We start from the raw sequence: 26,161 nt of genomic DNA, 5'->3' as shown, positions 1-26,161 counted from the left end.
ATAGAACCAGACGATAATCCGGACGACGAGTCCGAGACTGCAGACGATGACGATGGAGAGGGCACCGGGGAGACGGAAGAGCCCGCACCCTCCCTATCAGTCGAGTGGAACTCGATCTACAGGGACGAGCAACCAGCTCGTTTGCCAGCGCACAGCGCGCCGAGAAGGGGTTCGCGCTGGCGGGCGTCCAGCTGACGAGGACGACGCCGGCGTAGGATGGCTCGTCCAGAGCGGCGGTCCGGACACCGAAACGACCGATCTGCGACACACCTCTGCGTTGAACCGATCGAGACGGCAGATAGACGAGGGGTATGCGATCCACGACGCCGTCGAAACCATTCTCCGGGTCGACGATGGCTGGCTGCTGGTCGGGTGGACTCACGACCTCTCTCCCGACAGCAAGTCGGCGTGGCTCCGACGGATCAACGAAAACGGCGGACTACAGTGGGAGAAACAGTACGGCCGCCCGGGCGTCAACTCGTTTCGAGACGTCTTCTTCGACGGTGTCGCGACCGACGACGGTGGGGCCGTGCTCGCTGGCGTCACGCTCGGGTCCGAGTTCATCGATACGCGGCGAGGCGACGGCTGGCAGCGAAGGTCGCTCCCGACGGCGAACTGGTGTGGGATCGAACCTACAACACTGCCGACACTACCATCACGGATTGGACCAAAGACGAGCGTCACGACCGCTTCACCACCATCGAGTCCACGGAGAACGGCTATCTGCTGGCCGGGACTACGACGCCCAGAGAGGCGTCCGACACCGTCCCCTCGGAACCGTGGATCGTCGGCGTGGATGCCGATGGACAGAAACTGTGGGATACGTTAGAGGAGCGTGACCCGGCCGAGAGCGGAGAGCGCCAGGATCGCGTGATAGCGGATATCGCGCCGGCAGACAGTGGCTATCTCGCGGTCGGCACCGTCGGCAACTACGAGTACACCCGCTCGTTCCGGTCCAACGTGTTCACCGGGGAGGGTTGGATCGCAAGCGTCGAGGGGGAATCGTTCGGCTGGCAGCGACGACTGGAATCAACCTCGATCAGGACGGTCGAGCGATTGGACGAGGAGCACTACCTCCTCGGTGGCGAACAAGAGGGCGTCGCGTGGGTAGGTATCATCGAATCCGACGGCGAACTGATCGACGAGCGGCGGCTTCACGACGTCGAGGGCGACGTCCGAGCCACTACCGGCGTCGAAGGGGGCGCATCATCGTCGCCGGGAGACGGACTCAGGACGATATCCCGGTCGGATTCGCGGCAGGTATCTCTGGGACTGCTCGGGATTCCTGAACGCGAACTCGGCCCGAGGAAACTTTATCATAGTTGACTATGTACAATGCCGTGAGGATGTTTCACAGTAGCCGAACCGTCCGGAGGGTAGTATGACTGGCGGGCAGTTCAGCATCGACGGCTCGACGGCCATCGTCACGGGCGCGTCAGCGGGATCGGGAAAGCGATCGCCGAACAGTTCGCGGCGGACGGACTCGATGTCGTGATCTGCTCGCGCGAACAGGAAAACGTCGACCCGGTCGCCGAGGCGATCAACGAGAGCGAGCGAGCGGGACGGGCACTGGGGTCGAATGCGACGTCACCGACCGGGACGCGGTCGACGCGCTGGTAGAGACGACCGTCGAGGAGTTCGGCGGGCTGGACGTGCTCGTCAACAACGCCGGCGCGTCGTTCATGGCGAACTTCGACGGGATCAGCCCGAACGGCTGGAACAAGATCGTCGACATCAATCTCACGGGCACCTACCACTGCACGCAGGCCGCCGGCGAGTATCTGAAAGACGGCGGCGGAAGCGTCATCAACCTATCCAGCGAAGCGGGCCAGGACGGTGCACCGTACATGAGCCACTACGCCGCTGCGAAGGCGGGCGTAATCACCCTGACGACGACGCTTGCTAACGAGTGGGCGGCCGACGGTGTCCGCGTCAACTGCATCGCACCTGGCTACGTGGCGACGCCGGGCGTCGAGTCACAGATGGGCGTCACCGCTGACGACATCGACCGCGACGATGTGGACCGGACGATCGGCCGGAGCGACGAGATAGCCGACATCGCACAGTTCCTTGCCAGTCCAGCAGCATCCTACGTCGTCGGCGAGACGATCCGCGCCGCTGGCGTCCCGGACCTCATGAAGACACCAGACCAATGACAGACAGAGAGATCCACCTCCCCGTGGCCGCACAGCCCAGTATCGACGACATCGTCGCGATTACCCAGCGCGCAGAGGAGAACGACTACGTCCGCGCGTGGATGCCCGAAACGTGGGGGCGTGACGCCGTGACGACGCTCACGATGCTCGCCGAGCGAACCGACGAGATCGAACTCGGCACCAGCATCGCGAACGTCTTCTCGCGGTCGCCAGCACTGCTCGGCCAGACCGCCGCGACCCTCCAGGAGGCGTCGGACGGGCGCTTCCGCCTGGGGATGGGCCCGAGCGGCCCCGCCGTGATCGAAGGCTGGCATGGCGAATCGTTCGAACGGCCGCTTCGACGGACCCGGGAGTATATCGATATCGTCCGGCGCGTCGTCGAGGGAGACGGTCTTGAGTACGACGGCGACATCTACACGCTGTCGGGCTTTCGGCTTCGGTTCGACCCGCCCGAGACGCCGCCACCGATAGATGTCGCCGGAATGGGACCGAAATCTGTCGAACTCGCCGGACGGTTTGCTGACGGCTGGCACGCGACCACGTTCACACCTGATGGACTACGCGAGCGACTGGAGGATCTTCACCGCGGGGCCGAACTGGGCGACCGCTCGCCCGACGATATCCGTGTCACGCTGTCGTTGCCCTGCTGTGTGCAGAGAACGGCGAGCGCGCTCGCGAACTGGCGGCCCAGCATCTCGCCTTCTACGTCGGCGGGATGGGCACCTACTACCGAGAATCGCTGTCCAGACAGGGGTACGAAGACGAAGCGAACGAGATAGCGGCGTCGTGGGCAAGCGGTGATCGGGAGGCCGCAGTGAACGTCCTCGACGATGGCCTGCTCGACGAACTTGCCATTGCCGGGGACCCAGCGCATGCACGCGAACAGCTGGCCGAGTTCGCCGATATCGATGGCCTCGACGCCATCGCGATGGCGCCGCCGCGGGGTGCTTCTGGGGACGATATCGCTGCGACGGTAGACGCAATGGCTCCCGATAACTGACCGAACGGCTGGCCGTATGGCCGGTTTTCCAGACACGTCAGCAAATTCTGAACGACGCCAAATCATGGGCAACTTTAAATATCGAAGCCGACTAGCGTCGTGATGAACGATTTCCGCCAAGATCCAGGCGGGGGCTCTGATCTTCGATAATATGACGATGCGCATTGCAATAGACGAGTACAAGCGAGACCATCACGCGGAAGACTCTCATCCGGGAGAGCGACCGTCCGTCGATGGATTGTTCAGTGGTGACGAGGGTCGACTCGTCTACGTCGACCGGAGCGGATCCATCCGGGATTACTCCGGCGCGACACTGAACAAGCACGGTATCGAACGCTCACGTCTGGGAATCGGCTCGGACGAGGGAGTGCACTGGTTCGACGAGATGGAGACGACCCGTCAGTCCTACGAGGGCGAGACGACGATGATCGTCACCGAGCACGACGCCGGCGAGTTCTCGGTCCACCAGTACGACTACACGCTCGAGGGGGCGCATCTGACTCACGTCGAAGTCCGTGGAGACATGCCGGACCGACCACGACTGTTCGCCGCAATGGCCTTTGCGCCCGACGGGCAGTCCAGTAGCGTCGGTCACCTCAACCATCAGGACGTCGTCGAGGTCTTCCACGACGCCGAGCACGACTACATCACTGCCTCGACGGGGTTTTCGTCCGTCAACAGTCAGCGCCGAGAGGGACTCGATGCGTTACTGACGGACGATCCCTCAGGGCTCGGCACCAACGAACGCACTGAGGACGACCTCTCGGATACGATGGTGATCGAGACCCATCTCGACGACGAAGGTGGGCACGCACAGGCAACGCTCGTCACGCTGGTCGCCGACCACGAGGAGACGACCCGCGAGGACGCGCTCGCACACGTGCGTGCGTTCGCGGATCACTACCAGACAGACCGCGCGATCCGGAACCGGGCGAACCTGCAAACCGGGTTCAACGTTCCCGACATTCCGTCCCGCGAGTCGGTCGTCGACGACCTGCGCGCCCTATCCCTGCTCACCGCACCGACCGGTGCGCGGATCAAAGGGCCGGAGTTCGATCCGTATCACGTCTACTCCGGCGGCTACGGCTACACGTGGTTCCGCGACGACGCAGAGATCGCTCGTGAGCTGCTCGACGTCGACGAACAGTTCGGCGTCGACCTCGCGACACAGCACGCGGAGAGTGCGCGATTCTACGCCGATACACAACTTCCCGACGGGACCTGGCCACAGCGAGTCTGGGCGCACAACGGTGCGCTGGCTCCTGGTTGGGGCAACTCCCGTGTCGGTCTCGGCGGTTCTGACTACGCCGCCGACGGCACCGCAAGCGTGCTCACGTTCCTCGCGACCTATCTGCGACAGGGATCGCCCGACACCGATCTGTTCGCCCGGATCGAAGGGACGATCCGCGACGGCTTCGAGGGACTTGTCGCTCTGCTCGAAAAAGACGGACTGCCCGAACCGTGTCTCGACATCTGGGAGAGCGATATCGGACGGTTCACGCACACGGCCGCGATGGAACTGCTGGCCTTCTCGGCCATCGCGCGCGCTCCCATCGAGCAGGAACTGACCGAGGCGGCCAGAGCCCGTGCCGATGCCGTCTACGATGGGCTCGCCGGTCGGTTCAGCGACGAGGGTGTCTTCGAGCGAAAGCCCGGCGACACGACGGCCGACGCGAGCACACTCGCGCTCGTCGAAGCCCATCACGAGTACGCGAAACTGACCGGTGACGTCGATAAGCACCGAATCGAACAACTGGTCGAACACGTCGATACGACGATAGACCGACTCTCGCGGAGGAACGACGCAGGCGAACTTCTCGGCCTCTGTCGAGTCGAGGACGACACCTTCCGCGAGCGCGGACAGGACGAACCGAAGGTCTGGGCGCTTGCGACAGGCTGGGCGGCCGAGGCCACGGCAGCACTCGGCGCGCTACTCGAAGAGGATAGCGACCGACAGGAAGAGACGTTCGAGCAGGCCCGGGAGCTTCTGGCACTCATCGAACAGGATGGCTTCCTCGCTAACTCGACCGGGTTCCTCTCCGAGCAGGTGTTCGACGATGGCTCGCCCGACAGCGCGACGCCGTCGGCGTGGTCGCACGGTAAACGCTCGGGAGCAATCGCTGCGCTACAGGACGCGGGCGGTCTCTCGACGTCTTCGGAGACGACACAGCCGGTCGGTCCCGCGGTCGCTTCGACCTGGACGACTGGCGAGAAGTACGGTATCGGAACGGCGGCGGATCACGGAAGCGACTCGCCGTCCCGGGTCTGGTTCACGCTCACCGAAGGCGCGCTCACCGAACCGCGGTTCCCGCGTGCCGACCTGATGAACTTCCGGACCGTCGACTTCCTCGTTGTCGACGCCAACGACGAGTCGACGTATACGGCACGGACACACAACGAGGACCGGACCGACGATACGCTGGAGACGATCGAACGCGAGACCGAGATGGTCGGCTCCGACTCCCTGGTCTACAAGCAGACGGTCACCGAAACCGGCTCGAACGGCCACAACTGGGAGATCGAGGTCGAGTATATCACCGATCCGCAGACCGAAACCGTGCTGATGGACGTCGGCTTCACCGCGAACGACAGCAATCAGTACGACATCTACATCATCGGTGACGCCGCGCTGTCCGGCTATATGCAGGGCACAGCGAGCGAACTCGTCGAGGATGCCGACGGCTACGCACTGACGGCGTGGGACACGGAAGTCGCGGAGGATCCGGCTTTCGTCGACCCGAACGGGGAACCGTATCAGGTCGCCACTGCCATCGCCTCGCACCGCTCGTTCGACTGGGCGACAGTCGGTAGAGCGGGCGAAAAACATCTGGCGAAACTGTTCGCCGACGGAGATCCGACGGACGAACAGCGGTATGCGGCGCCCGGCCACGGCGTGCTCGTCGGTCGAATCGGCGAGCAAACTGGCTCGATCGCCGACACGATCGCGCTCTCTTTCGCCGAGGACGCCGATACCGACCGGGCGCTGACGGATGCACAGCGAGCGCTCTCGCGGGGCTACGTCGGCGTCCGAAGCGAGTACGTCGAGGGCTGGCAGGAGTATACGGAAGCGATCGAACTACCGGAGTCGGTCCAGTCGAACCCGGCGCTTGCGAACCAGTATCGGGCCGCGTCGATGGTGCTCAAGGCCGTCGAGGACAAGACGTTCGTCGGAGCAGGTATCGCCAGTCCCTCCGTCCCGTGGGGCGACAACGTCGATGCCGAGAACCCCATGGACTTCGGCTACAACTTCACCTGGGCACGGGACCTCTATCAGGTGTTCACGGCGCTGGAAGCCATCGGCGACCTCGACAGCGCAATCGAGGCCACGGAGTACATCTACGGCTACCAGCAACGTCCGAACGGGTTCATCTCGCAGAACACGTATCTGGACGGGCGGATCCGTTGGGGCGGCGAACAGCTGACAACGTCGCCTTCCCGTCGGTGATGGCCTACCAGCTCTACGAGAAGTACGACATCGACTTCGAGGAGGTCGTCTACGAGTACGATCACGTCCGACGCTCCGTCGAGTATCTCCTCCGGTCCGGTCCACGAAGCGGCCAGGAGCGCTGGGAGGAAGAGGCCGGCTACTCGCCGTCGACGATCGCCGCCGAGATCGCCGGGATCGCCTGTGCCGCGCCGCTGGCGGAGGGCGAAGGCGAGCGGGCAGACGCGCTTGCTTACCTCGGCTTTGCTGACTACTGGCGGACAGGAGTCGACCGCTGGTGTGCGACCTACGACGGCACGGAGCGACACGAGGAAGTGCCGTACTACATCCGCGTCTCGCGAAACGGGGACCCTGATAGTGCCGTCAAGCGCGAACTCGCAAACAACGGCCCAACGCTCGACGAGCGAGACATCATCGACGGCGGCTTCCTCGAACTGGTCCGTCTGGGCATCCGCGCGCCGGACTACGACCTGATCGAGAACTCTATCGAAGTCGCCGACGATACGATCCGCGTCGAGACACCGCACGGCCCCGGCTGGTACCGGTACAACGACGACTGCTACGGCGAGATGAGCGAAGTAGAGCCCGACGAGGGCGCGCCGTGGGCGCTGGATCGGCAGGGCGCAGGTCGTCTCTGGCCAATCTTCACTGGCGAGCGAGCGGAGTACGAACTGCTCGCGGGCACGGAAAGCGGCGAGGAGGACCCCCAGCGACTGCTCGAAACTATGCAGCGGTTCGCAAACTCCGGGCGGATGATCCCCGAACAGGTCTGGGACCGCGAGTATCCGACGGAGTACGGCTGGGAGTTCGGCGAGGGAACCGGTGCCGCCACGCCGTTGGCGTGGAGTATGGCTCAGTTCATTCGTCTCGCTGACGGCATCGACGCCGGCACGCCAGTCGAGACGCCGGCGTTCGTCCAGGAACGCTACACCGTCCACGATCCGGACGGCCCGCCGCTCGCCGTCGACGAAGTGACCGTCGAGGGAGATACCGCAAGCGTCACCGGGACGACCCGCGGCGCCACCGTCGTGCTCTGGACACACGACGGCACCGAACGGTATCCGGTCACTGACGGCGACTTCGAGGGAACTGTCGATATCGGCCCCGGTGCCGAATCCGTAACCGTCATCGCCGCAACGGATGGCGATGATCTCGCTCAGATCGGAACGACGCTCACGACCGTCGAACTGTGACGCGTATGTGAGTGCGCCTCACCGAGAGGTCGTTGCACCACGTTTACTACACTTGCCTCTGAAACTACCTCTATGAGTCGATTTTCCCGGCAGAGCGGGGTATTCGCACATCCCACCTCGCTACCGAGTCCGCATGGAATCGGATCGATTGGACAGCCGTCCCGCGAGTTCGTCGACACGCTTGCCGACGCCGAACAGTCGCTCTGGCAACTATGCCCGCTCGGACCGTTGTCCAGCATTCACGGCAACTCGCCGTATCAGGCCTACTCGGCGTTCGCCATCGAACCGCTACTGATCGATCTCGACCCGCTCGTCGAGGAAGAACTGCTGATGGCGGAGGAGACGACGCCGGCGGAACCGTTCTCGGACGAGCGCGTCGACTACGAGGCCGTGCGGGAGTTCAAGTATCCGCTCCTCCGAACCGCGTTTGAGCGCTTTGACGAGGAGCGCCCGGCGGCACTGTGGTCCGATTTCGAGAATTTTCAGGAGGAGACGGACTGGCTGGAGAACTACGCGCTGTTCCGCGCGCTGAAACGAGAGTTCGATGGACAGGCATGGACCGACTGGCCGGAGCCAGTCGCACTGCGCGAGTCGGCTGCGCTCGACGAGTACCGAGAGAAACTCGCCGACGAAATCCGGTACCGCGAGTTCCTCCAGTTCGTCGCGGCTCGGCAGTGGGATCAGCTCAGAACCCGCGCCACTCAGGTGGGTGTGAAAGTCGTCGGCGACATGCCGATCTACGTCGCCCAGGATAGCGCCGACGTCTGGGCCCACCCCGAACTGTTCGAGCTCAAGGACGACGGTACCCCGAAAGACGTCTCCGGTGTGCCGTCAGACGATAACAACCCGGCACAGAAGTGGGGCCCGCCAGTCTACGACTGGGCCGAGCACGAAGCCACGGGCTATCAGTGGTGGATCGACCGGATGGACCGGCAACTCGAACTCGCAGATATCGTCCGGCTTGATCACTTCCGCGGCTTCGAGGAGTACTACGCCATCCCCGCCGAGGGCGACGGGAGCGACGGCGAGTGGCGGTCCGGTCCCGGCCTCGAGTTCTTCCGCACCATCGAGGACGAACTCGGGGAACTGCCGATCATCGCCGAGGATATCGGATTCGTCACGGAGGAGATCGAACAACTTCGGCGGGACATCGACGCGCCGGGCATGAAAGTGATGCAGTACGCCGACTGGTGCAGCGAGGAACACATCTACCTCCCTCATACCTACGAAAGAGATACTGTCGCCTATCCGGGAACCCATGACACGAACACCGTCCGAGGCTGGTACGAGTCGCTCGACGACCGGCAGGTCGAGTGTCTCCACTACTATCTCGGGACCGACGGGAGCGAGATCCACTGGGATCTGATCGAACGCGCCTGGCACACGGCATCCGTGATGGCGATTACACCCCTACAGGACCTGTACGGCCTCGGTGCTGAAGCGCGGTTCAACACTCCCGGCACCGAGACCGGCAACTGGGACTGGCGCTGTACGCCGGAGCGACTCGACCAGTTCCCGACCGAGCGACTGCGAACGGTCACGGACGAAGCGGGTCGGTGAGTCCGGCACACCGCTACAGTAGCTTTTGAGGCGCGTTCTCAGGTCGATATGGTCGTCGTCACCGGACGCCGATATATCGCATCCCAGCACTGAGCGCGAAGTAATCTATCGTTTATGAATACGCATGATATGTGGGGTATACCAATGCCCCGGACACCTACTGGCGTGTCGCTGTGCTGTTTATTTTTACTATATTTTACTGTATTATTTATATAGAGGGAGTATAATCCACAGTTAGTCTTATTTACTCAGTATAATATACTTCCAGAGCGTCAGACTTAACACTTCACGGGAACTATAATACAGCAGTCACATGTACGATCTCACTGGCTTCCAGCGCGACCTGCTGTACGTCATCGCCGGCCTCGACGACCCGCACGGCCTCGCCATCAAGGACGAACTCGAAAAGTACTACGAAAAAGAGATTCACCACGGTCGGCTGTATCCCAACCTCGACACGCTGGTGGAAAAAGGCCTCGCCGAAAAAGGACAACTGGACCGGCGGACCAACTATTACTCGCTCACCTCGCGCGGGCGCCGAGAGATCGAGGCCCGCAGGGAGTGGGAGTCCGAGTACGTCGACGACTCGGCCCAGTCCGTCGAGGCTAACTGATCACTGGGTTGCCGACTCCGTCGCACCACCGGACTTCAGATCTCTGCCAGTCGTACACTCTACACAGCCGCTGACGTTCTCTTGATTGTCTCCGAACACTCGGGTGAAGTCTCGGGTAACGAACGCCCCACAGTTGTTGCACGTTGGCATACTCAGAAGATAACGGTGTATCCCGCTTAGTTACTAACTGAGTACGAATGAACAATCGTGAACAGTTCGATACGGGAAACTCCTTAGAACGGTTACGTCTGCGTTTCTCTGCGGTATTTTCGAGTTGTTGGATCCTCAAATCGGGTCGTTTAAACGCGGAGAACTGCTCGGTAGAGGGATTTACTGCGATTTTCAGCGTCAGTCGTGTGGAGTAATCCGAACTTATCAGGGACTGCGTGGGGACGATGTACGATCACAGAGAGTTTGTGGATCGTAGCGAAGCAAATGCTTGCTACACCTGCGTCTGGTGATTCAATTGGTTGACGGTTCTGCTCCTCAATTTCGTTCATCGAAGTAGCAAGCTACGCCGAGTCGTCCCTCACCCAGTCCGCATCTACCCCAAAAAAGCGTCGGCCGGGACCGAACGATCACGCAGTGATCGCGAGGGTCGGCCGGGAGTGAGCAAACGCGTAGCGTTTGCGAGCATCGGGCGACGCATTCGAGCGACGAGCGCAGCGAGAAGCGAGAATGCGTCGGCCGGGATTTGAACCCGGGCCATGAGCTTGGAAGGCTCAGGTCCTACCACTAGACCACCGACGCGTACACGGTGAAACGCATCGGTGCGGTCGAGACGACCGCTCGATGCGAAGTACCGGTGGGCCGTAGGCCCACACCAGCGTGCACTCCGTCGTAGTCCGTCGGACGTTAAGGGCGTTTCCCTTTCGTCGTAACCACAGCATAGCAGTTGCCACTGGAGACGAAGACGTCGTCGGGGTCGAGGGCGCTTCGGTCGAGGTCAGCGCGGAACTCGTCGGGGTCGTAGATATGATAAAAACGCGAAACCGACTCGCCACCGGGAAGGGTCCAGTCGACAGTCGTGTCGAACCCTTCATCGGCGTCGAACCGGTCGTGTGCCGTGCTCCACGCCGAGACGAGCGCCGATCCGTCGGCTGCGAGAACCCGGGCGAGTTCGTCGAGGCTGGCGACGCGGGTCGCCCGGTCAGGGAGGTGATGGAGCGTCGCGACGTAGACGGCAAGGTCGACCGAGCCAGTCGAAAGCGGAAGCCTCGACGCGTCGCCCTGGATCAGATCCACGTTAAAGGAGCGCTCAGTGCGGCGCTTGCGGGCGGTTTCAGCAGGCCACGGCTCACGTCGAGGCCGAGGACGCGCTCTGTATGATCTGTGAGGGCTTCGGCGTGACGGCCGTTACCACAGCCGAGATCGAGGCCGATGCCGCCCTGCCGTTCGGCGAGGAACTCCTCGACCTCGGGCCAGGGATACTCGCGGGTCTTCGCGAAGTGGTCCGCAATCTCGTCGTAGGTGTCCCGAACGTCGGCCGTCGATCGGTCCATACTCGCCAATCGCGGCGTGTCGACAAAACGGCGACGTTTTAGAGGAACAGGAAGACGAGGTAGGCAATGGAGAGCAGGATGGCGGCGTGTTTCGCGCCGTCTTTGATGCTCCCGCCGCTCATCTGCCCGGCGATCAACCCGGAAAAGACCGCCTGCATGGCGGTCGTGTGGAAGAAGACGAGAGTGTAGGCAGTCTCGTTGACCGAGCCGAGTTCGCCGAGGACGCCGCCGAGGCCGACCTGCCCGGCGGATCCGGTCGATTCCGGGAGCACGGCGCTGTCCGGGAGGCTCGGGAGGAGCACCAGGTCGAGCGCCGCGATGATGACGAGGAAGACGCCGAAGGCGACGTAGACGACGACGACGTAGGTCAGCATCTCCTGGGCCCGGGCGCGTTTGAGTCGTCGGTCGGCCTTGGCTTGCCCGGCGGCGATCCGGAGCACGCGTGCGAGGTCGCCGCTTGCGTTCATCGCGTGCGTGATCAGGGTCACGGTCCGCGAGATGGTCTTCGTCCGGACGCGGCTCTCGAACCGCCGGAGGGCGGTCGTCACGTTCGCGCCCCACTGGATGTCCGCCCAGACGCGGTCGAGTTCGTCGTCCAGCGCGCCGAGTTCGCTCCCTCGGACCCGCCCGATGCTCTCGATGACGGTCATTCCGGCTTCGTTGACGCTGGCGAGGCGGTCCATGAGGTCGGGGACGACCGCCTCTATTGCCTCGATCCGCCGGCGATGGACCTCGTAGACGAGGGCGAAGGTGCCGACGACGAACAGGGTCGACTGGATGAGGATGTCGTCGAGGACGACCTGTATCGGGACGCCAAGCGATACCGTCCAGTAGAGGCGAAGTATCGTGAGGACGACGACGAGCGGAACAGTCACCCAGAGCACGGTCTCCGGGCGGTCGATTGCCGTCCGGACGGGTTGGCTGAGTCGGTCACGGAACCACTGGAGCCGTTTGTACAGTGCCAGATTCGTGAGGTTTTCGTCTCGCTGTCCGGCCCGTGACGCTGCTCGGCCGCCGTCCGAGCGGACGGTATCGTCGCCGCTCCGTCGCACGCCGGAGAGGCGGTCGAACGACTCGACCAGCCCCTCGACCGGGTCCTGCTGCGAGCGCTCGCTCATGACTGTCGAGAGATACAGCATGAACCCGAGATTCGCCGCCGGCAACAGCAGGTAGACGAACAGGCGAAGGAAGCCGAGCGTGTCAGTGACGGCGATGCCGATGACGACGAGAATCGTGATCAGAAACAGTGGACCGGCGACCAGCACCGTCACGTACACTTCGGCGAGTGTGGCGAGTTCGTTGAGCAATCGTTCCTGCTGGGCCTCGGCTTCTTCTTTGAACGACTCGTGTTCCGTTTCGAGATACTCCGAGAGGCTCTGGCCGCTCTGGAGAACGCTTGCAAGGTTCCCACAGAACTCCTTGAACTGCGGGCTCGGCGTCTGCTTGCCCATCGTCTGGATGGCGGTGACGACGTCTTTCCCGAATAGATCCATGTGACGAACGCCGACGGAAAACTCCTCGGCGGCAGCCCCGTAGACGTGTTCGGTCTCGGAGAGGATCCGCATGACCTCCGGTAGCTCCATCCCGCTTCGCGAGAGCGCGTACATGAACGCAACGGCCTGCGGAAGGTTCGCCTCGATCCGTCCACGCCGGGTCGTCGCAACGCTGGCCGGATACCACCAGCGGAGCCAGTAGACGAGTCCTGCGGCCGTGGCTCCCCCGACCAGACAGCTACCGACCAACAGCGCGAACCACTGGACGGTGGTCAGCGGCGGAAGGCCCGCAAACGCATCAAGAAACTGGAGCGCGGCTGGAACGGCGCTTTCGACGGCTGCCGGCGACATCGTGAGGAAGCCACCGATGGCGACGCCAGCGTAGAGGCCGAGGGCGACTCCGGCAACCCCGCCAAGGACGGCGTACAGCGCTGTCTTGACCGCGTAGATCCGATACGTCGTGGGGAACTGCGCCTGTCGAAGCCGTCGCTCGTGGCGAAGTCGTTTGGCACCGTCGAGTTCTAGCCGGTCGGCGAACAGGACGACCGAGAGCCGCGTGACGATCCGGTTCCCCTGATCGGTGATGCCGGCGAGCATGGCAGGGACTGTTAGCACCGCAAGCAGAACGAGCAGGGGATACACCTCCATAGTCAGTCAGCGGTAGCCGCGGGTGAGTCAGCTCGTCGCGTTCCATCCTCTCGATCACCGCTTCGGGGTCGGCGTAGTAGTCGTTGACCAGCGCGGTGAACCGTCGGTAGCTGGATATCTCGTTGTCCCAGAGGTACTGCAGAAACGTGCGTCGGTTCCGGAGCTCTGAGAGCAACTCGGCCTGGGACCACGCCCGGTCGTCCCTGATCTCGTTCAGGACGATACTGCTCCCGCTGTCGGTGAAACTGTCGTCGTTCCCGTTCCAGGTGTAGCTCGTCGAATAATCCAGTTCGCCGGTCCGCTGGTCGACGCCCTCTATCTCCGCGATGGTCTTGTTTCGGCGCACGCGTTCGTCGTCGAACCGGGTCAGCGTCTGCACGCAGAGAACGTCCAGAGACTGGACCATCGAGCGAGGGACGTTGATCGGATCGTTCTCGAGTCGGTTGATCACCGTCTGCACCGAGTCGGCGTGCATCGTCGAGTAGGTCGTGTGCCCGGTGTTCATCGCCTGGAAGAGCGTGATCGCCTCGTCGCCACGGACTTCGCCGACGATGATGTACTCGGGTCGGTGGCGCAGCGCGGATCGCAGCAGGTCGTACATCGTGATGTCGTTGCCCTCGTGGATCCGCTCTCTGGTGACGCTGGAAAGCCAGTTGTCGTGATACAGCGTCAACTCTCGGGTATCCTCGATGGAGAGCACCTTCGAGCGCGGCGGGATGAACATCGAGATGGCGTTCATCGAGGTTGTCTTCCCGGAGGCGGTTCCACCGGCGAAGATCAGTGACTTGTTGTGCTCGATTGCCAGCCAGAGAAACGCCATCTGGTCGACGTTGAACGTGCCGTACTCCAGCAGATCGATCGGCGTGAACGGCTCCTCGGAGTACTTTCGGATCGTGAACGCGGAGCCGCGTGGCGTCACCTCCTCGCCGAGCGCCAGTTCCGCACGGCTCCCGTCGGGAAGCGTGCTCTCGACCATCGGCTCGCCGACGCTGATGTGCCGGCCTGACTGCTGTGCCAGGCGGATGACGAAGTTGTCCAGCGCCCCTTTCTTGAAGGAGACGTTCGTCTCGACGTCGGTGTACTGGTCGTGGTAGACGAAGATCGGTAGCTCGTAGCCGTCACAGGAGATGTCCTCGATATGCGGGTCGTTGATGATCGGATCGATCTTCCCGTAGCCACGAAACGACCGGTAGAGGTAGTAAAACAGCTTGTAGAAGCCGACGGTGTCTATCTCGACGCCGTACCGCTCCAGATGTTCGTGAAGCTCTTCGACGAGTACCGCTTCGACGTTCTCGGTGTCTATGTCGCGGCGGTACACTAACGGATCGCGGATATCGTCGAACAGCGTTTCGAGCAGTTCGTACTCGTCGGCGTCGAGTTCTGGCTCGACGGCGTGATACAGCCGCTGGTTACCCTCGCGGTCGTGGTTGATCGAGACGAACGAAAACGGTGCGTTCACCCAGTACCGGTCGATCTCTTCGTACCCGTCGAGCCCATCGAACGAGACCAGTGGACCGTGGTCCTTGGGGCGGTACCGGTCGACATCGATGGTCGACCCCTTGAGGAGGTCGATAACACGCCGGAGCCGTTGCCCGAGGCTGTCCTGCGACTCGGTATCGCGCTCGGTTGACTCCTCTGTCGGTACGTCTTCCATTCCGAGCGGGATCTCGCCGGGTTCGTTGTCCTCAGTCATGTATCAGCCTCTCTGTTATCGTACCGGACTATCGTCCGCAACGGTCACCGGCGGTGCATCGACGCTCCGAATCCGGCGTGGCGGAGCTGTTCTCTCTGTCGAGGTACATGTAGTCGACTGACTTAAATCGGGCGGGCGACCTCAGGTGAGATCGACGGTCAACAGCACCCAGGAGAGCACGCCAAGGACGAGCAGTCCGATGGGAACCGGGATGCCACCGCCGAACTCGCCGCGAGTCACGATGGCGAGCGTCGACGCGGATAGCAGCAGCGTCGCAGCCCCGAGTAGTCCGCCCATCACCCGGACAGGGCTTGTCGGAAGGGCGTCTTCGATCCGCGCCTCGTCGAGATACATAGCGATGCTGAGGGCGACGGCGACGAGGACGAAAGCGGCCCCGGCGATCCAGAGATCGTAGACAAGAAGCGGCATCCCCTCGACTGCGCCGCGCGCCGCGAACGGGTGGTCGATCGCAGGATTCTCCTGACCAGGAAGCTCGATCCCCAGCAGATATCGCAACTGGACGAACGGGAACCGGGCGGAGAGTATCGTGACTTCGCCTTCGGCTATCGTCGAGTACGTGAGGTTCCACGGCAGTAGAGCCGCGAGCCACGCAGAAACGACCGACAGTTCACCGGCATATTCGGAACGAACCCAGGCCATGCAGGAGGACGACCCGGCACCAATATAAAAGCAACCGTCATAGTGCCGTCCGAACTCGCGGTCGCAATCCACAGGGCCGACAAATGTGGTATTACCTGCAGGCGTTACGTTCATTGCCCGTGAGGTCGTATCGGGTTATAGGGAATGAGGCGCGACTACTTTACACTGGAGGCCGAGAACGTTGACTGGATCGACGAGGAAAGCGAGCCCGCGCAACCACAGGTAACGATCGAATTCGACGGGCCCGCGACAACACTTCGAGAGCGCCTCACAGACATGGAGGGGGAATTGCTGACGGCGGAAGACACCGACGTGGCGTTTCGGCTTCAATCGCCGCCCGACGCCGACGACGCAACGGGCGTCATCAGCGTGACGAACCGGACGACGGGCGACTTCGTCCTCGAACTCAACGAGGACGCCGACAGCGTGCTGAAGTTCATCCGTGCCGCACGGCGCTACGGCGAGCACGACCCGGACACTGAGGGCCGCTACAGCGTCCGGATCCGGATCGATGGAGACGAGTTACTTACCTACGACAAGCAGACGTTCCTCGTCTACGACGACGAAGGGAACCTCCTGCGAAAACACAGTCTCATTCCGAGCGGCGTCGAGTTATAATCACGCCGAAGTCACCGTCCGCGTCGTCCTTTTGTCTGCCGATAATCGCTTGCCATTAGCGCCGAGAACGCCTCGACGAACGTCTGGGTCTGCTCGTCGGTCTGCTCGTCCGGCACGATCATGGGCATCAACTCGAACCCGCGGCCACGGATCCGCGTCGCGTGATCATCGACGATATCGAGTTCCTCGACCGGGGTCGTCGTGTACTCAGTACCGATCTCTTCGAGCGCGCGTTCGCCGACCGGGACGAGGATTTCGGGGTTGATCATCCGGATCTCGGCGTTGAGATACGGTTCGCAGTTTCCGAGTTCCTCGTCGGTCGGGGGCGCTCGGGATGGCGACAGCGCGCCGTGTAGGTCAGAAAGGCGTTCGCGAGTTCCGGTTCTTCGCTGTTGACTGCCGAGCCACAGAGGCCAAGCCGTCGCAGAATCGAGAGCAAGGCCCGCCCTGTTTCATCGCCGGTGAACGGAACGCCGGTCCCGTCCGCGCCGGCCCCTGGCGTCTCGCCGATAAACATGAAGTCCGCACCGACGTCCCCGTAGCCATGGACGACCTGCTCGCGGGTCTCACAGAGCGCCGGGCAGTTCGTGCAGTCCTCGTCCATTCCGAACGGGTTCGACAGTTCGTCCTGATTTGCGTCCACGCATCGGAGAAAGGGAGGGGTCGACAAAAACGTCTCGCTGACCAGTCACTCGCCCTGCCACTCTGCCCTGTGGGATCGGTCGGGGGCGCAAGCGGACTCTCCGGGTGGCCCGCCGACGGTTCGGGATCGTTGTACGCCCGCGGCGCGACGTCGTTCGGTGCGTCGGGATAGAACAGCGACGCCAGCGCGTGGAGATGCTGGCGACCGACGCCCAGTTCGAACTGGCCGCCGCCGTACAGCGTGATCTCCCGATCCAGACAGTACTCGATGCTCGACAGAAGCGACTCGACGGTACCAAACCGGGAGGGCTTGACGTTCAGCCACTCCGGGTCCCGGTCGAGCGATCGGATGCTCTCGACGCCGGTGATCGGGTAATCCCAGCTAACCCGGTCCCACGCCTCGCTGAGGATGGGCCGCGTCTCGTCGGTCTGTGCGGGGTCCTCGATCACCGCGTCGGGGAACGCACTCGTCACCAACTCGTAGAGTTCGGGGTCGGCCGGCTGATCGACCTCGGTCCCCTCGTACTGGCCCTTGAGATCGAGGATCCTGACGACATCTCGCTCGGCCAGCGCGTCGACGAGTTCGGGCGTCCAGTCGCTGGTCGGATCGAGTTTGAACTGAATGTCCGGACACAGTTCCAGCCAGCGCTCTACTCGGTCGAGCGACGGCGGGTCGCCCAGTCGCGTACTGACGACGAACCGAACGGGGTCGTACGCCCGGCCGAGCACGTCGCCGAGTGACTCGTCGCGCTGTTTCAGCGCGAGGTCGAGCGCAGCGCTCTCGTAGGCCCATCGACGATACTGCCGTGAGGCCTCTCGCTCGGGTGGTTCGGGAAACAGTTCCCGCTCGTCGAGCAGGGCGGAGAACTCGGCGTAAGTGTACTCGCCCGCCAGGTCCGGCGGTCCGGCGTCGAGCAGCACGTCGTGATCCGGCGTGTCGTAGGTCACGTCCTCGCCGCGCCCCTTGACGCCGTTCCCTTGCAGTTCGACGGTCGTGCTTACCCGAGTGAAGTCGCTCGACGTCTCGCGCTCGCGTCGCTGGAGCGTACAGTCTTCGATCGTGACGGAAAGATCTTCGAGCGGATCGTACAGGTCCATACTGACTTTTGGCACCGGCGAAGCAATAGAGTGGGTGGCTGTGGGATCGGCCGGACGGCCTTACGACTCCCGGCCGCCCTGTGCCTTGATCTGCATGATCGCTTCGACGTTCTTGTAGATCTCGACCGGATCCGTCTGCTCGCTCTCGTCGTAGAGGTCGCTCACACGGTAGAGAATCGCCGCGAGTTGGCGGCTCTCCGAGGACTCCCCGCGGACGTCGTCGGCGATTTCCCGGAGTGCGTCGACACGCTCGGGGTCGGCCTCGAACCGATTGGCTGGTATCTCAGACATGGGTCGCTACGACTGGCGACGACGGCGGACGATGCCTGCGTTGTTCGCCGCCTCACGAGCGATGTGTCTGAACGCCGCTCCGGTTTCGTTGTCCTCTTCGAGAACGATGGGTTCGCCCGAGTCGCCACCGGTCCGAACCGCGGGATCGATGGGGATCGAGCCCAGCAGTGGCATGTCGTGTACGTCGGCAAAGCGCTCGCCGCCGCCGGAGCCGAAGATGTCGTGTGTACCGCCGCAGTCCGGGCATTTGAACCCGGCCATGTTTTCGGCGATTCCCAGGACGGGCGTGTCGTGCTTGCCGAACATCTCTAGGCCCTTGCGTGCGTCGTCGAGAGCGACGTCCTGTGGCGTCGTGACTATCACCGCGCCGGTGACGGGGACGGTCTGGAGCAGGGTCAGCTGGGTGTCGCCGGTGCCCGGCGGGAGATCGATCACCATGTAATCGAGGTGGCCCCACTCGACGTCCTCCCAGAGCTGTGTGAGAACTTTGTGGACCATCGGGCCGCGCCAGATGACGGGGTCGTCCTCGCCGACGAGGAAGGCCATACTCATCAGTTTCATCCCGTACTGCTCGGGCGGGACGAGCGTCTCGTCTTCGGTCGCCTGCGGTGGCTCGTCGGCGTCGACCATCCGCGGGACGTTCGGCCCGTAGATATCTGCGTCGAACAGGCCGACGCTTGCGCCCATGTCCGCTGCCCGGCCGCCAGATTCACTGCGACGGTGCTCTTCCCGACGCCACCCTTGCCGCTCGCGACGGCAATCACGTTCTCGACGTTGGGAAACACCTGTTCTTCGGCCTCGATATCGTCGTCGATCCGCGCGGAGAGTTCCACATCCAGTCCCGCCTCGCCGAGCACCTGCCGCACCTTGTCGGCGATTGCCGTCTCCGTCGGTGAGTAGGGTGCGCCCAGTGCAAGCGAGACGTGGACGGTGTCGTCGTCGTCGAACTCGATCCCGTTGACGAGATTCAGGGTGACGATGTCGTCGTCCAGATCCGGGTCGTGGACCTCGCGAAGGAGGTCACGTACTGCATCCTGGTCCATACCCGTATCTAGGCCGGTGTCGAGCGAAAAGCATTGTGAACCGAGTGCGAGCCGTTATCACGCGCGCTCGCGGGACGGGAACGCACCATTTATTACGCCAAGCGGACAATGGCGGGATACGACTATGCCAAACTCCAATGGACCCCGTTCCGGAACTCGGAACAAGATGTCGAACGATCCGCGTGATAGCGGCACATCGCCGCCACAGCGCTCGATTCAGGACTACGATGAGGACCAGAAAGTCCACCTCAATATCGACCCCAGCGTTCCCGACGGCCAGTTCCACCCGCGATTCAACGGCCACACCGGGACCGTTCTCGGTAAACAGGGTCGCTCGTTCCAGGTCGAGATCAGCGACAAGGGCAAATCGAAGACCCTCATCGTGGACCCAGCCCACCTGTCGGCTCAGGAGTAAGCGATGACGATCTTCAAAGAGAAGATCAGCGAGGAGTACCTCACCGTCTCCGAGACGAAGGAACTGCTCGCCGATGTCGAGGAGGACAGAGCCGAGGACCCGGAACGGGAGATGCGCTACGAGCTAGCGCGTGCCATCGAGCACGTCAACCGCTTTAGCGTACTGGAGCCCGAGGAGTCACGCGAACTCGTCGAAGAGCTTCAGGAGCTCGACAAGGTCGACGAGTCGACAGCCTACAAGATCACGAATCTACTGCCTCAGGACCGCGACGAACTTCGTACCGTCTACGCGCAGGAGCGGTACACCCTATCGGGCGACGAACTCGATGCCATTCTCGATGTCGTCGCAAAATACGCCTGAGGGGCCGACTCTTTAAGTAACAGGTCGACTTACACGTATGTACGATGAGCGACGCCACAGGCGAAGAGTCGACGCTGCGTCACGCGGTCGTACTCGATCACCTGCCTCACGGCCTACCGGGAGACGAGAGACCCCAGTACGATACGCCGTCGGCAGCGTACGCTGTCGGCGAGAAGGATTTCTACCTCTACGAACTCCTCTTCGATGACGACTCGGACGTGAGCATCGGTGATCGGATCGTCGTCTCGCCAGCCGAAGAACGGGAATCGATCGACCAACTACGCACCGTCGAGTACGACGACCTCTCTAGCGGTGCGCAGTCCGAACTCGACTACGTCGTCGAGGACATCGTCGACGAGAACGAACAGCGGTTCGTCGACTTCTACAACGAGGCACAGCCGATTACGCTCCGCCTCCATCAGCTAAACCTGCTACCGGGTATCGGGAAGAAACTGCGCAACACCCTTCTCGACGAGCGAAAGCGCAAGCCCTTCGAGAGCTTCGAGGAAGTCGAAGACCGCGTGAGCGGGCTACACGATCCGGAAGGCGTCATCGTCGATCGGATCCTCGAAGAGTTGCGCGAGGACGAGCTAAAATACCGGACGTTCGTCGGCGACGAATAACGCTGGACGCCGGTTTGGAGGGCGGAAGCGACTGATTGGCTCCTGGGGATCCCGGATCTTCTTTTGTCAGGAGCAGATACAACCCTGCCATGCCCTCCCATTCGCGCCGTCAACTGCTAACGCTGCTCGGAGCCGCCACCGTCGGTCTTGCTGGCTGTCAGTCCTCGGGCCGCCCGTCTGGCGAGTTCGATGCCGTCGACGGAGACTGGCCGACAGAGGGTGCCAATCCACGGCGGACGCGCAGGGTCGCGTCCGGTCCGACCGAACCGGAGACCGTCTGGACGACCCAACTCGATGACGCCCGTGGCGCAGGATCACCGTCGATAGCCGACAGTCGAGTGTACGCGCTGGCCGATGCGGTCTCCGACCGAGCGCGCCATCGGTACCGATTGCACGCACTGGACGCGAGAACCGGCGAAGAGCGCTGGCGGGTCCCCCTTCGGTCCGATCCGAACGGATCCCCGGCCGTCGGAGCGAACCGCATCGTCGTCAGCGCACAGCGTGGGATCGAACAGGGACGCCTCGTCGCCGTCGAGGCGGAGTACGGCGACGAACAGTGGCTGTTCGATGTCGACGCGCGGGTTACCGCGTCGCCGACGGTCGACGGCCGATGGGTCTACCTCCCCGACTGGGACGGGACCGTCCACGCGCTTTCGGTTACCGACGGGGCAGTCCGCTGGTCCCGACAGATCGGGGCTGACGACACGAATCACACCTTCGCCATACCCGCCGCAGTCGACGGCGATACCGTGTTTCTCGGCTCTCTGTCCGGGTGGACGGGGCTTGTGGCAGTAGATGCGGCGACGGGAGCGATGCGCTGGTCCCGGTCGACACCCCGTGTTGTTTCGGGCCCGGCCGTCGACGACGGTCTGGTCGTCGTTCAGGCAGGCGACCTCCTCGTCGGGTTCGATACCGATGGTACAGAACGCTGGACGTTCGCCGTTCCCGGTGGCGACAGGGCGTCAAAACTCGCGCTTGACGAGCAACACGTCTACGTCGCGACTCAAGACGCGCTCGTCGCGGTCGGTCGTGACGGCGGACACTCGTGGACGTACGAGTTCACCAGCGAGCGAGGCGGCCCGCCGACAGTCGTAGACGGCGAAGTCCTCGTCTACGATGACGGACTCACTGCGGTCGGACGGGACGACGGGCAGAGACGGTGGACCGTCGATTCGGAGGGCGGCGGAGATGTCGTCGCCACGCCGGCGGCCGTCTTCACGACCGGATCGGGCGGGCAAATATTCGCAATGGGGGCAGACTGAGACGGCACGTCGTCGCCCGGCAGCCCGAGCCAATGCGTTTACACGCACGGGCGGCCTATCGGTCGAACCAATGAGAGATCCTGATGGGTTGCTCGCACGGGCCGGCGTCCGGGGCAACCCCGACCGTGATCAGCACTTCCTGATCGACGATCGCGTGCTCGACCGACTCCCCGAACATCTGTCCGCAGAGACCGATCGCAGTCATCTCCTGGAGATCGGTGCCGGGACGGGCGCGCTGACCGACCGACTGCTAGAGGCGGGCGATCACGTGACAGCGATCGAACGCGACCGCAATCTCGCCGACTTCCTCCGCCGCGAGTTCGCTCAGGAGATCGAGGCAGGTCGACTGACCGTGATCGAAGGGGACGCACTGGAGGTCGACCTGCCCGAGTACACGGCGTCGGTCTCGAACCTCCCCTACGGCGCATCTAGCGAACTCGCCTTCCGCCTGCTGCCCGAGGGCAAGCCGACCGTATTAATGTTTCAAAAGGAGTTCGCCGAACGGATGGCGGCCTCTGCGGGTACCGACGAGTACGGCCGCCTTTCGGTGAGCGCGCAGCACTACGCCGATGTCGAAGTCGTCGAGCCGGTGCCCAGTCAGGCGTTCTCGCCGCCGCCGGACGTGCAGAGCGCAATCGTCCGGACGACGCCCCGGGCCCCCGATTACGAGGTCGAGGACGAGGACTTCTTCCTCGGGTTCGTGAAAGCGGTGTTCACCCAGCGTCGCAAGACGCTTCGGAACGCGATCCGCAACACCGTCCACATCTCCGGTATCGACGACGCGGCGGCGGTGATCGACCGAGTCGACGACGACCTGCTCCGGCGCAGACCGGGAAAGCTCCCGCCGAGTACGTTTGCAGAACTGGCGACGGTAGCTCTCGATCACGGCGTCGACACACCGACGGGTGAGTGACCGTGCTCGGTGAGGCTGTCGACATCTCGTCGCCGACGCTGGTGATGGGGGTGACGGGGCTCGCCGAGCAGGTCGGGTCGACTGGAGGGAAGGTCGCCGTCACCGTGTTGGCAATCCTCGGTGCCGTCCTGGCGACCTGGTTCGCCCGGCAGGCGCAGACGCGCCTGAAAGGGTTCGGTTCGCCACCCCTGGCCGACGTGGTCGCCTCGATGGTCGTTATCGGCGTGTTCGCGAGCGCCATCGCGGTAATTGTCGAACTGTGGGGGCTGAGCAATGAGGTCCTCACCGAGGTACAATCGTTCAGTCTGGGATCGCTGATCCCACAGCTAATCGTCACCACGCTCATCGTCGTCGGCGCGCAGGTGTTCATCGGCATCATCCGACGGCTCCTGGACGACTTGATGGGGTCGAGCAACGCGGTAACGCGTCACCAGCGACAGGTGACGTATCGCCTGTCACAGCTGTTAGTCTGGACGTTCGCGCTGTTTATCGTCCTTGGAATCTGGCGGGTCAATCTCGGTGGGCTGCTCGTCGGTGCGGGGTTCCTCGGCATCGTCGTCGGTATGGCCGCACGCCAGACACTCGGCTCTCTGCTCGCGGGCTTCGTCCTGATGTTCTCGCGACCGTTCGAGATCGGTGACTGGGTAGAGGTCGGACAGGACGAGCAGGAGGGCATCGTGACCGACATCACGATGATGAACACGCGTATCGAGACGGTCGACGGCGAGTACGTGATGGTCCCCAACGACGTCATCTCGAGTCAGTCGATCGTTAATCGGAGCCGAAAGGGACGCCTCCGCATCGAAATCGACGTGGGCGTCGACTACGAGACCGACCTCGAACGGGCCGAGGAGCAGTGCTGGAGGCTGTCGACGACGTATCTGTCATTCTGGACGCCCCGACGCCACAGGTCGTCTACAAGGGCTTTGGGGACTCGGCCATCCTGTTCGGCGTCCGGTTCTGGATCGAGAGGCCGAGCGCACGGCGGTACCACCGGGCCCGGACGGACGTGATCGGCGCGATCAAGCGGACCTTCGAGACGGAAGGGATCTCTATCCCGTTCCCACAGCGTGCCGTGAGTCGGCGTGAAGCAATGAGCGACGACGACGCGGATCTGCGCCCGGAACCGTCGGCGGGTGGTGACGAGTGACCGACCTCGCCGAGCAGCGCGGCATGGAAACCGAAATCTACCAGCCTGCAGAGGACTCCCACCTGCTAGCGACCGTCGCCGCAGAGGAGATCAGCACCGACGAGCGCGTCCTCGAAGTCGGCACGGGATCGGGCTACGTCGCCGAGCATATCGCGGAGGAGACGGGTGCGTCCGTCGTCGCGACGGATCTGAATCCACACGCCTGTCGCGCGGCCCGCGACCGCGGCGTCGAGGCGCTTCGCGCGGATCTCGTCTCGCCAATCTCTGACGATGCCGTTGACGTCGTGCTGTTCAACCCCCATACCTGCCGACCGAGGAGGCCAAGGAGTGGAACGACTGGATGGAGGTCGCGCTCTCCGGCGGCGAGACCGGACGCGAAGTGATCGATCCGTTTCTGGATGTCGTTGGGCGCGTACTGGCCCCCGGTGGCTACGTTCTCCTGCTGGTTAGTAGCCTCACCGGCGTCGAAGAAGTCGTCGAGACGGCCGCCGAATCGGGGTTCAGTGCGGTCGCACTGCACGACGAGTCCTATCCGTTCGAGTCGCTGACGGTGTTGAAGTTGGTCCAGTAGCCCGCCTGGCCGCCAGTAGACTTTTCTACCGAAATTTCCTCAGTGATTCCCGGCAGGAGCGCTCCGAAATCCCGCCGCCGTCCCGGATCACGTCCCTTATTACCACCTGGTGAAAACACCAGGTAATGAAGCGACGAACGTACCTCGCAGCGATGGGCGGTACTGTCGGCACAGGGCTTGCAGGCTGTCTCTCACGCAACGACAGCACCGACGCCCCTGAGGATACGGACGACGAGACGACACTCACTGTTGCGACCTACGAGAGCTTTCTCGACGGCCCGAGCACGTCGCCCGGAGAGTGGGTAAAAACCGAGTTCGAGGCCGAACATCCCAACGTGACCATCGACTGGAAAACTCCGGAGAACGGCCTGAATCACTACATCCAGCGGTTCGAGGAAGGAATCGAGTTCGACGCCGACATCTATCTCGGCGTCAACGTGGACGACCTGATCCGGGCGGACGACCGACTGGACGACTCGCTCTTTCAGGACCTCGACCGGGACGCCGTCGGGAACGCCGAGCGGCTACGATCCGACCTCGATTTCGACCCGCAGGGACGGGTGCTCCCGTACGACACCGGATATATCAGCCTCGTCTACGACGAAAACGAGGTTTCGGGCCCGGAAACGTTCGATCAGCTCACTCAGGACGAGTTCTCGGGGACGCTTCTCGCCCAGAACGCACAGCAGAGCGACCCCGGTCAGGCGTTCTTGCTCTGGACTATCGCCGAGTTCGGCGAGGAGGGCTATCTCGATTACTGGCAGAAGCTCCAGGACAACGACGTCCGGATCCTCGGTTCCTGGTGGGACACGTACAGCGCCTATCTGGAAGCGGAGCGCCCGATGGTCGTCTCGTACTCGACCGATCAGGTGTTCGCGAACCGGGATGGCTACGACATGTCCCGTCATCAGATCGGTTTCCTCGAAGACCAGGGCTACGCTAACCCCGAAGCGATGGGCGTCTTCCGCGGGTCGGACGACCAGCATACGGACGTGGCCCACGAGTTCTTCGACTTCCTGCTGACGCCGGAGGCACAGGGCCAGATCGCCACGCTGAACGTCCAGTTCCCGGCAATAGAGGAGGCCGAACTCGACGACGAATACGACCAGTTCGCGGTCGAACCGCCGGAAACGGTCTTCTTCGATTACGAGGAGCTACAGGGTAATCTGGGCGGCTGGGTCGAGGACTGGGCCCGACAGATCGCCGGCTAAG

17 protein-coding genes, 1 tRNA gene and 8 pseudogenes are annotated in these 26,161 nt (G+C 63.0%); 18 read left to right on the top strand and 8 right to left on the bottom strand.

Annotated elements, in window-relative coordinates; all coding sequences use genetic code 11:
* Positions 1-618: 618 nt before the first annotated feature.
* The 7 genes and pseudogenes from ACFQH2_RS10650 to ACFQH2_RS10620 all read left to right on the top strand — a co-directional run bounded on the left by ACFQH2_RS10650 (position 619) and on the right by ACFQH2_RS10620 (position 9,967).
* Complete coding sequence (locus tag ACFQH2_RS10650; RefSeq protein ID WP_377076723.1) at positions 619-1,326, top strand: hypothetical protein; 708 nt, start codon at positions 619-621, stop codon at positions 1,324-1,326.
* Between the two features lie 55 nt (positions 1,327-1,381).
* Positions 1,382-2,156: pseudogene (locus ACFQH2_RS10645) on the top strand (SDR family NAD(P)-dependent oxidoreductase).
* Positions 2,153-3,156, top strand: a pseudogene (locus tag ACFQH2_RS10640) (TIGR04024 family LLM class F420-dependent oxidoreductase). The pseudogenes ACFQH2_RS10645 and ACFQH2_RS10640 overlap by 4 nt, the downstream one beginning before the upstream one ends.
* A 151-nt stretch (positions 3,157-3,307) precedes the next feature.
* Entirely contained in the window at positions 3,308-6,601 is a 3,294-nt protein-coding gene (locus ACFQH2_RS10635; protein ID WP_377076722.1) for a glycoside hydrolase family 15 protein, read from the top strand.
* Positions 6,559-7,794, top strand: a complete 1,236-nt coding sequence (locus ACFQH2_RS10630; RefSeq protein ID WP_377076721.1) for a glycoside hydrolase family 15 protein — start codon at positions 6,559-6,561, stop codon at positions 7,792-7,794. Before ACFQH2_RS10635 ends, ACFQH2_RS10630 begins: the two co-directional genes overlap by 43 nt.
* A 72-nt stretch (positions 7,795-7,866) precedes the next feature.
* Positions 7,867-9,354 carry a 4-alpha-glucanotransferase gene (gene malQ / locus ACFQH2_RS10625; protein ID WP_377053435.1) on the top strand — a complete coding sequence of 496 codons (1,488 nt, stop codon included), beginning with the start codon at positions 7,867-7,869 and terminating at the stop codon, positions 9,352-9,354.
* A gap of 313 nt (positions 9,355-9,667) precedes the next feature.
* Positions 9,668-9,967, top strand: coding sequence for a PadR family transcriptional regulator (locus tag ACFQH2_RS10620; protein ID WP_377053433.1), 300 nt, complete (start codon positions 9,668-9,670; stop codon positions 9,965-9,967).
* Positions 9,968-10,646: 679 nt separating this feature from the next.
* Here ACFQH2_RS10620 and ACFQH2_RS10615 read toward each other — a convergent pair.
* From ACFQH2_RS10615 to ACFQH2_RS10595, 5 genes and pseudogenes are all read right to left on the bottom strand, one after another.
* Positions 10,647-10,717 (bottom strand) — tRNA-Gly (locus tag ACFQH2_RS10615).
* Positions 10,718-10,822: 105 nt separating this feature from the next.
* Positions 10,823-11,469, bottom strand: a pseudogene (locus ACFQH2_RS10610) (class I SAM-dependent methyltransferase).
* 38 nt (positions 11,470-11,507) lie between these two features.
* Positions 11,508-13,076 carry a type II secretion system F family protein gene (locus ACFQH2_RS10605; RefSeq protein WP_377076990.1) on the bottom strand — a complete coding sequence of 523 codons (1,569 nt, stop codon included), beginning with the start codon at positions 13,074-13,076 and terminating at the stop codon, positions 11,508-11,510.
* 184 nt (positions 13,077-13,260) lie between these two features.
* On the bottom strand, positions 13,261-15,264 hold the full coding sequence (locus ACFQH2_RS10600) for a type II/IV secretion system ATPase subunit (RefSeq protein ID WP_377076989.1): 2,004 nt from the start codon (positions 15,262-15,264) through the stop codon (positions 13,261-13,263).
* 180 nt (positions 15,265-15,444) lie between these two features.
* The gene (locus ACFQH2_RS10595) at positions 15,445-15,963 is read right to left on the bottom strand and encodes a DUF7549 family protein (RefSeq protein WP_377053427.1); all 519 of its coding nucleotides are present in this window, start codon (positions 15,961-15,963) and stop codon (positions 15,445-15,447) included.
* 144 nt (positions 15,964-16,107) lie between these two features.
* Between ACFQH2_RS10595 and ACFQH2_RS10590 the strand changes: the two genes are divergently transcribed.
* A complete protein-coding gene (locus ACFQH2_RS10590; RefSeq protein WP_377053425.1) occupies positions 16,108-16,581 on the top strand; it encodes a DUF5793 family protein in 474 nt (157 codons plus the stop codon).
* Between the two features lie 11 nt (positions 16,582-16,592).
* On the opposite strand, the pseudogene ACFQH2_RS10585 reads toward ACFQH2_RS10590, so the two are convergent.
* The 3 genes and pseudogenes from ACFQH2_RS10585 to ACFQH2_RS10575 form a co-directional block, all read right to left on the bottom strand.
* Positions 16,593-17,185: pseudogene (locus tag ACFQH2_RS10585) on the bottom strand (uracil-DNA glycosylase).
* A gap of 1,196 nt (positions 17,186-18,381) precedes the next feature.
* Positions 18,382-18,612, bottom strand: a complete 231-nt coding sequence (locus ACFQH2_RS10580; RefSeq protein WP_377053419.1) for a hypothetical protein — start codon at positions 18,610-18,612, stop codon at positions 18,382-18,384.
* Positions 18,613-18,618: 6 nt separating this feature from the next.
* A pseudogene (locus ACFQH2_RS10575) lies at positions 18,619-19,655 on the bottom strand (P-loop NTPase).
* Between the two features lie 124 nt (positions 19,656-19,779).
* On the opposite strand from ACFQH2_RS10575, the gene ACFQH2_RS10570 reads away from it, so the two are divergent.
* From ACFQH2_RS10570 to ACFQH2_RS10525, 10 genes and pseudogenes are all read left to right on the top strand, one after another.
* Positions 19,780-20,070, top strand: a complete 291-nt coding sequence (locus ACFQH2_RS10570; RefSeq protein WP_377053415.1) for a 50S ribosomal protein L21e — start codon at positions 19,780-19,782, stop codon at positions 20,068-20,070.
* Positions 20,071-20,073: 3 nt separating this feature from the next.
* Positions 20,074-20,430, top strand: a complete 357-nt coding sequence (locus tag ACFQH2_RS10565) for an RNA polymerase Rpb4 family protein (RefSeq protein ID WP_377053413.1) — start codon at positions 20,074-20,076, stop codon at positions 20,428-20,430.
* 44 nt (positions 20,431-20,474) lie between these two features.
* Positions 20,475-21,053, top strand: coding sequence for a DUF655 domain-containing protein (locus ACFQH2_RS10560; RefSeq protein ID WP_377053411.1), 579 nt, complete (start codon positions 20,475-20,477; stop codon positions 21,051-21,053).
* A gap of 89 nt (positions 21,054-21,142) precedes the next feature.
* Positions 21,143-22,315: a PQQ-binding-like beta-propeller repeat protein gene (locus tag ACFQH2_RS10555; RefSeq protein WP_377053409.1), complete on the top strand. Its 1,173-nt coding sequence runs from the start codon at positions 21,143-21,145 to the stop codon at positions 22,313-22,315.
* A gap of 70 nt (positions 22,316-22,385) precedes the next feature.
* Entirely contained in the window at positions 22,386-23,228 is an 843-nt protein-coding gene (locus ACFQH2_RS10550; RefSeq protein ID WP_377053407.1) for a 16S ribosomal RNA methyltransferase A, read from the top strand.
* A gap of 44 nt (positions 23,229-23,272) precedes the next feature.
* Positions 23,273-23,953, top strand: a pseudogene (locus tag ACFQH2_RS10545) (mechanosensitive ion channel family protein); the annotation flags it as partial.
* Between the two features lie 131 nt (positions 23,954-24,084).
* A pseudogene (locus tag ACFQH2_RS10540) lies at positions 24,085-24,225 on the top strand (mechanosensitive ion channel family protein); the annotation flags it as partial.
* A gap of 12 nt (positions 24,226-24,237) precedes the next feature.
* Positions 24,238-24,378, top strand: a complete 141-nt coding sequence (locus ACFQH2_RS10535; RefSeq protein ID WP_377077025.1) for a hypothetical protein — start codon at positions 24,238-24,240, stop codon at positions 24,376-24,378.
* A 23-nt stretch (positions 24,379-24,401) separates the two neighbouring features.
* Positions 24,402-24,949 (top strand): annotated as a pseudogene (locus ACFQH2_RS10530) (HemK2/MTQ2 family protein methyltransferase).
* Positions 24,950-25,074: 125 nt separating this feature from the next.
* The gene (locus tag ACFQH2_RS10525; RefSeq protein WP_377053401.1) at positions 25,075-26,160 is read left to right on the top strand and encodes a thiamine ABC transporter substrate-binding protein; all 1,086 of its coding nucleotides are present in this window, start codon (positions 25,075-25,077) and stop codon (positions 26,158-26,160) included.
* Position 26,161 lies beyond the last annotated feature (1 nt).

This window comes from Natronoarchaeum sp. GCM10025703, assembly GCF_042661985.1.
In the GTDB taxonomy this organism is placed as follows: domain Archaea; phylum Halobacteriota; class Halobacteria; order Halobacteriales; family Natronoarchaeaceae; genus Natranaeroarchaeum.
Note: the sequence above shows the minus strand (reverse complement) of the source record. Positions and strands in the feature narration are given on the sequence as shown.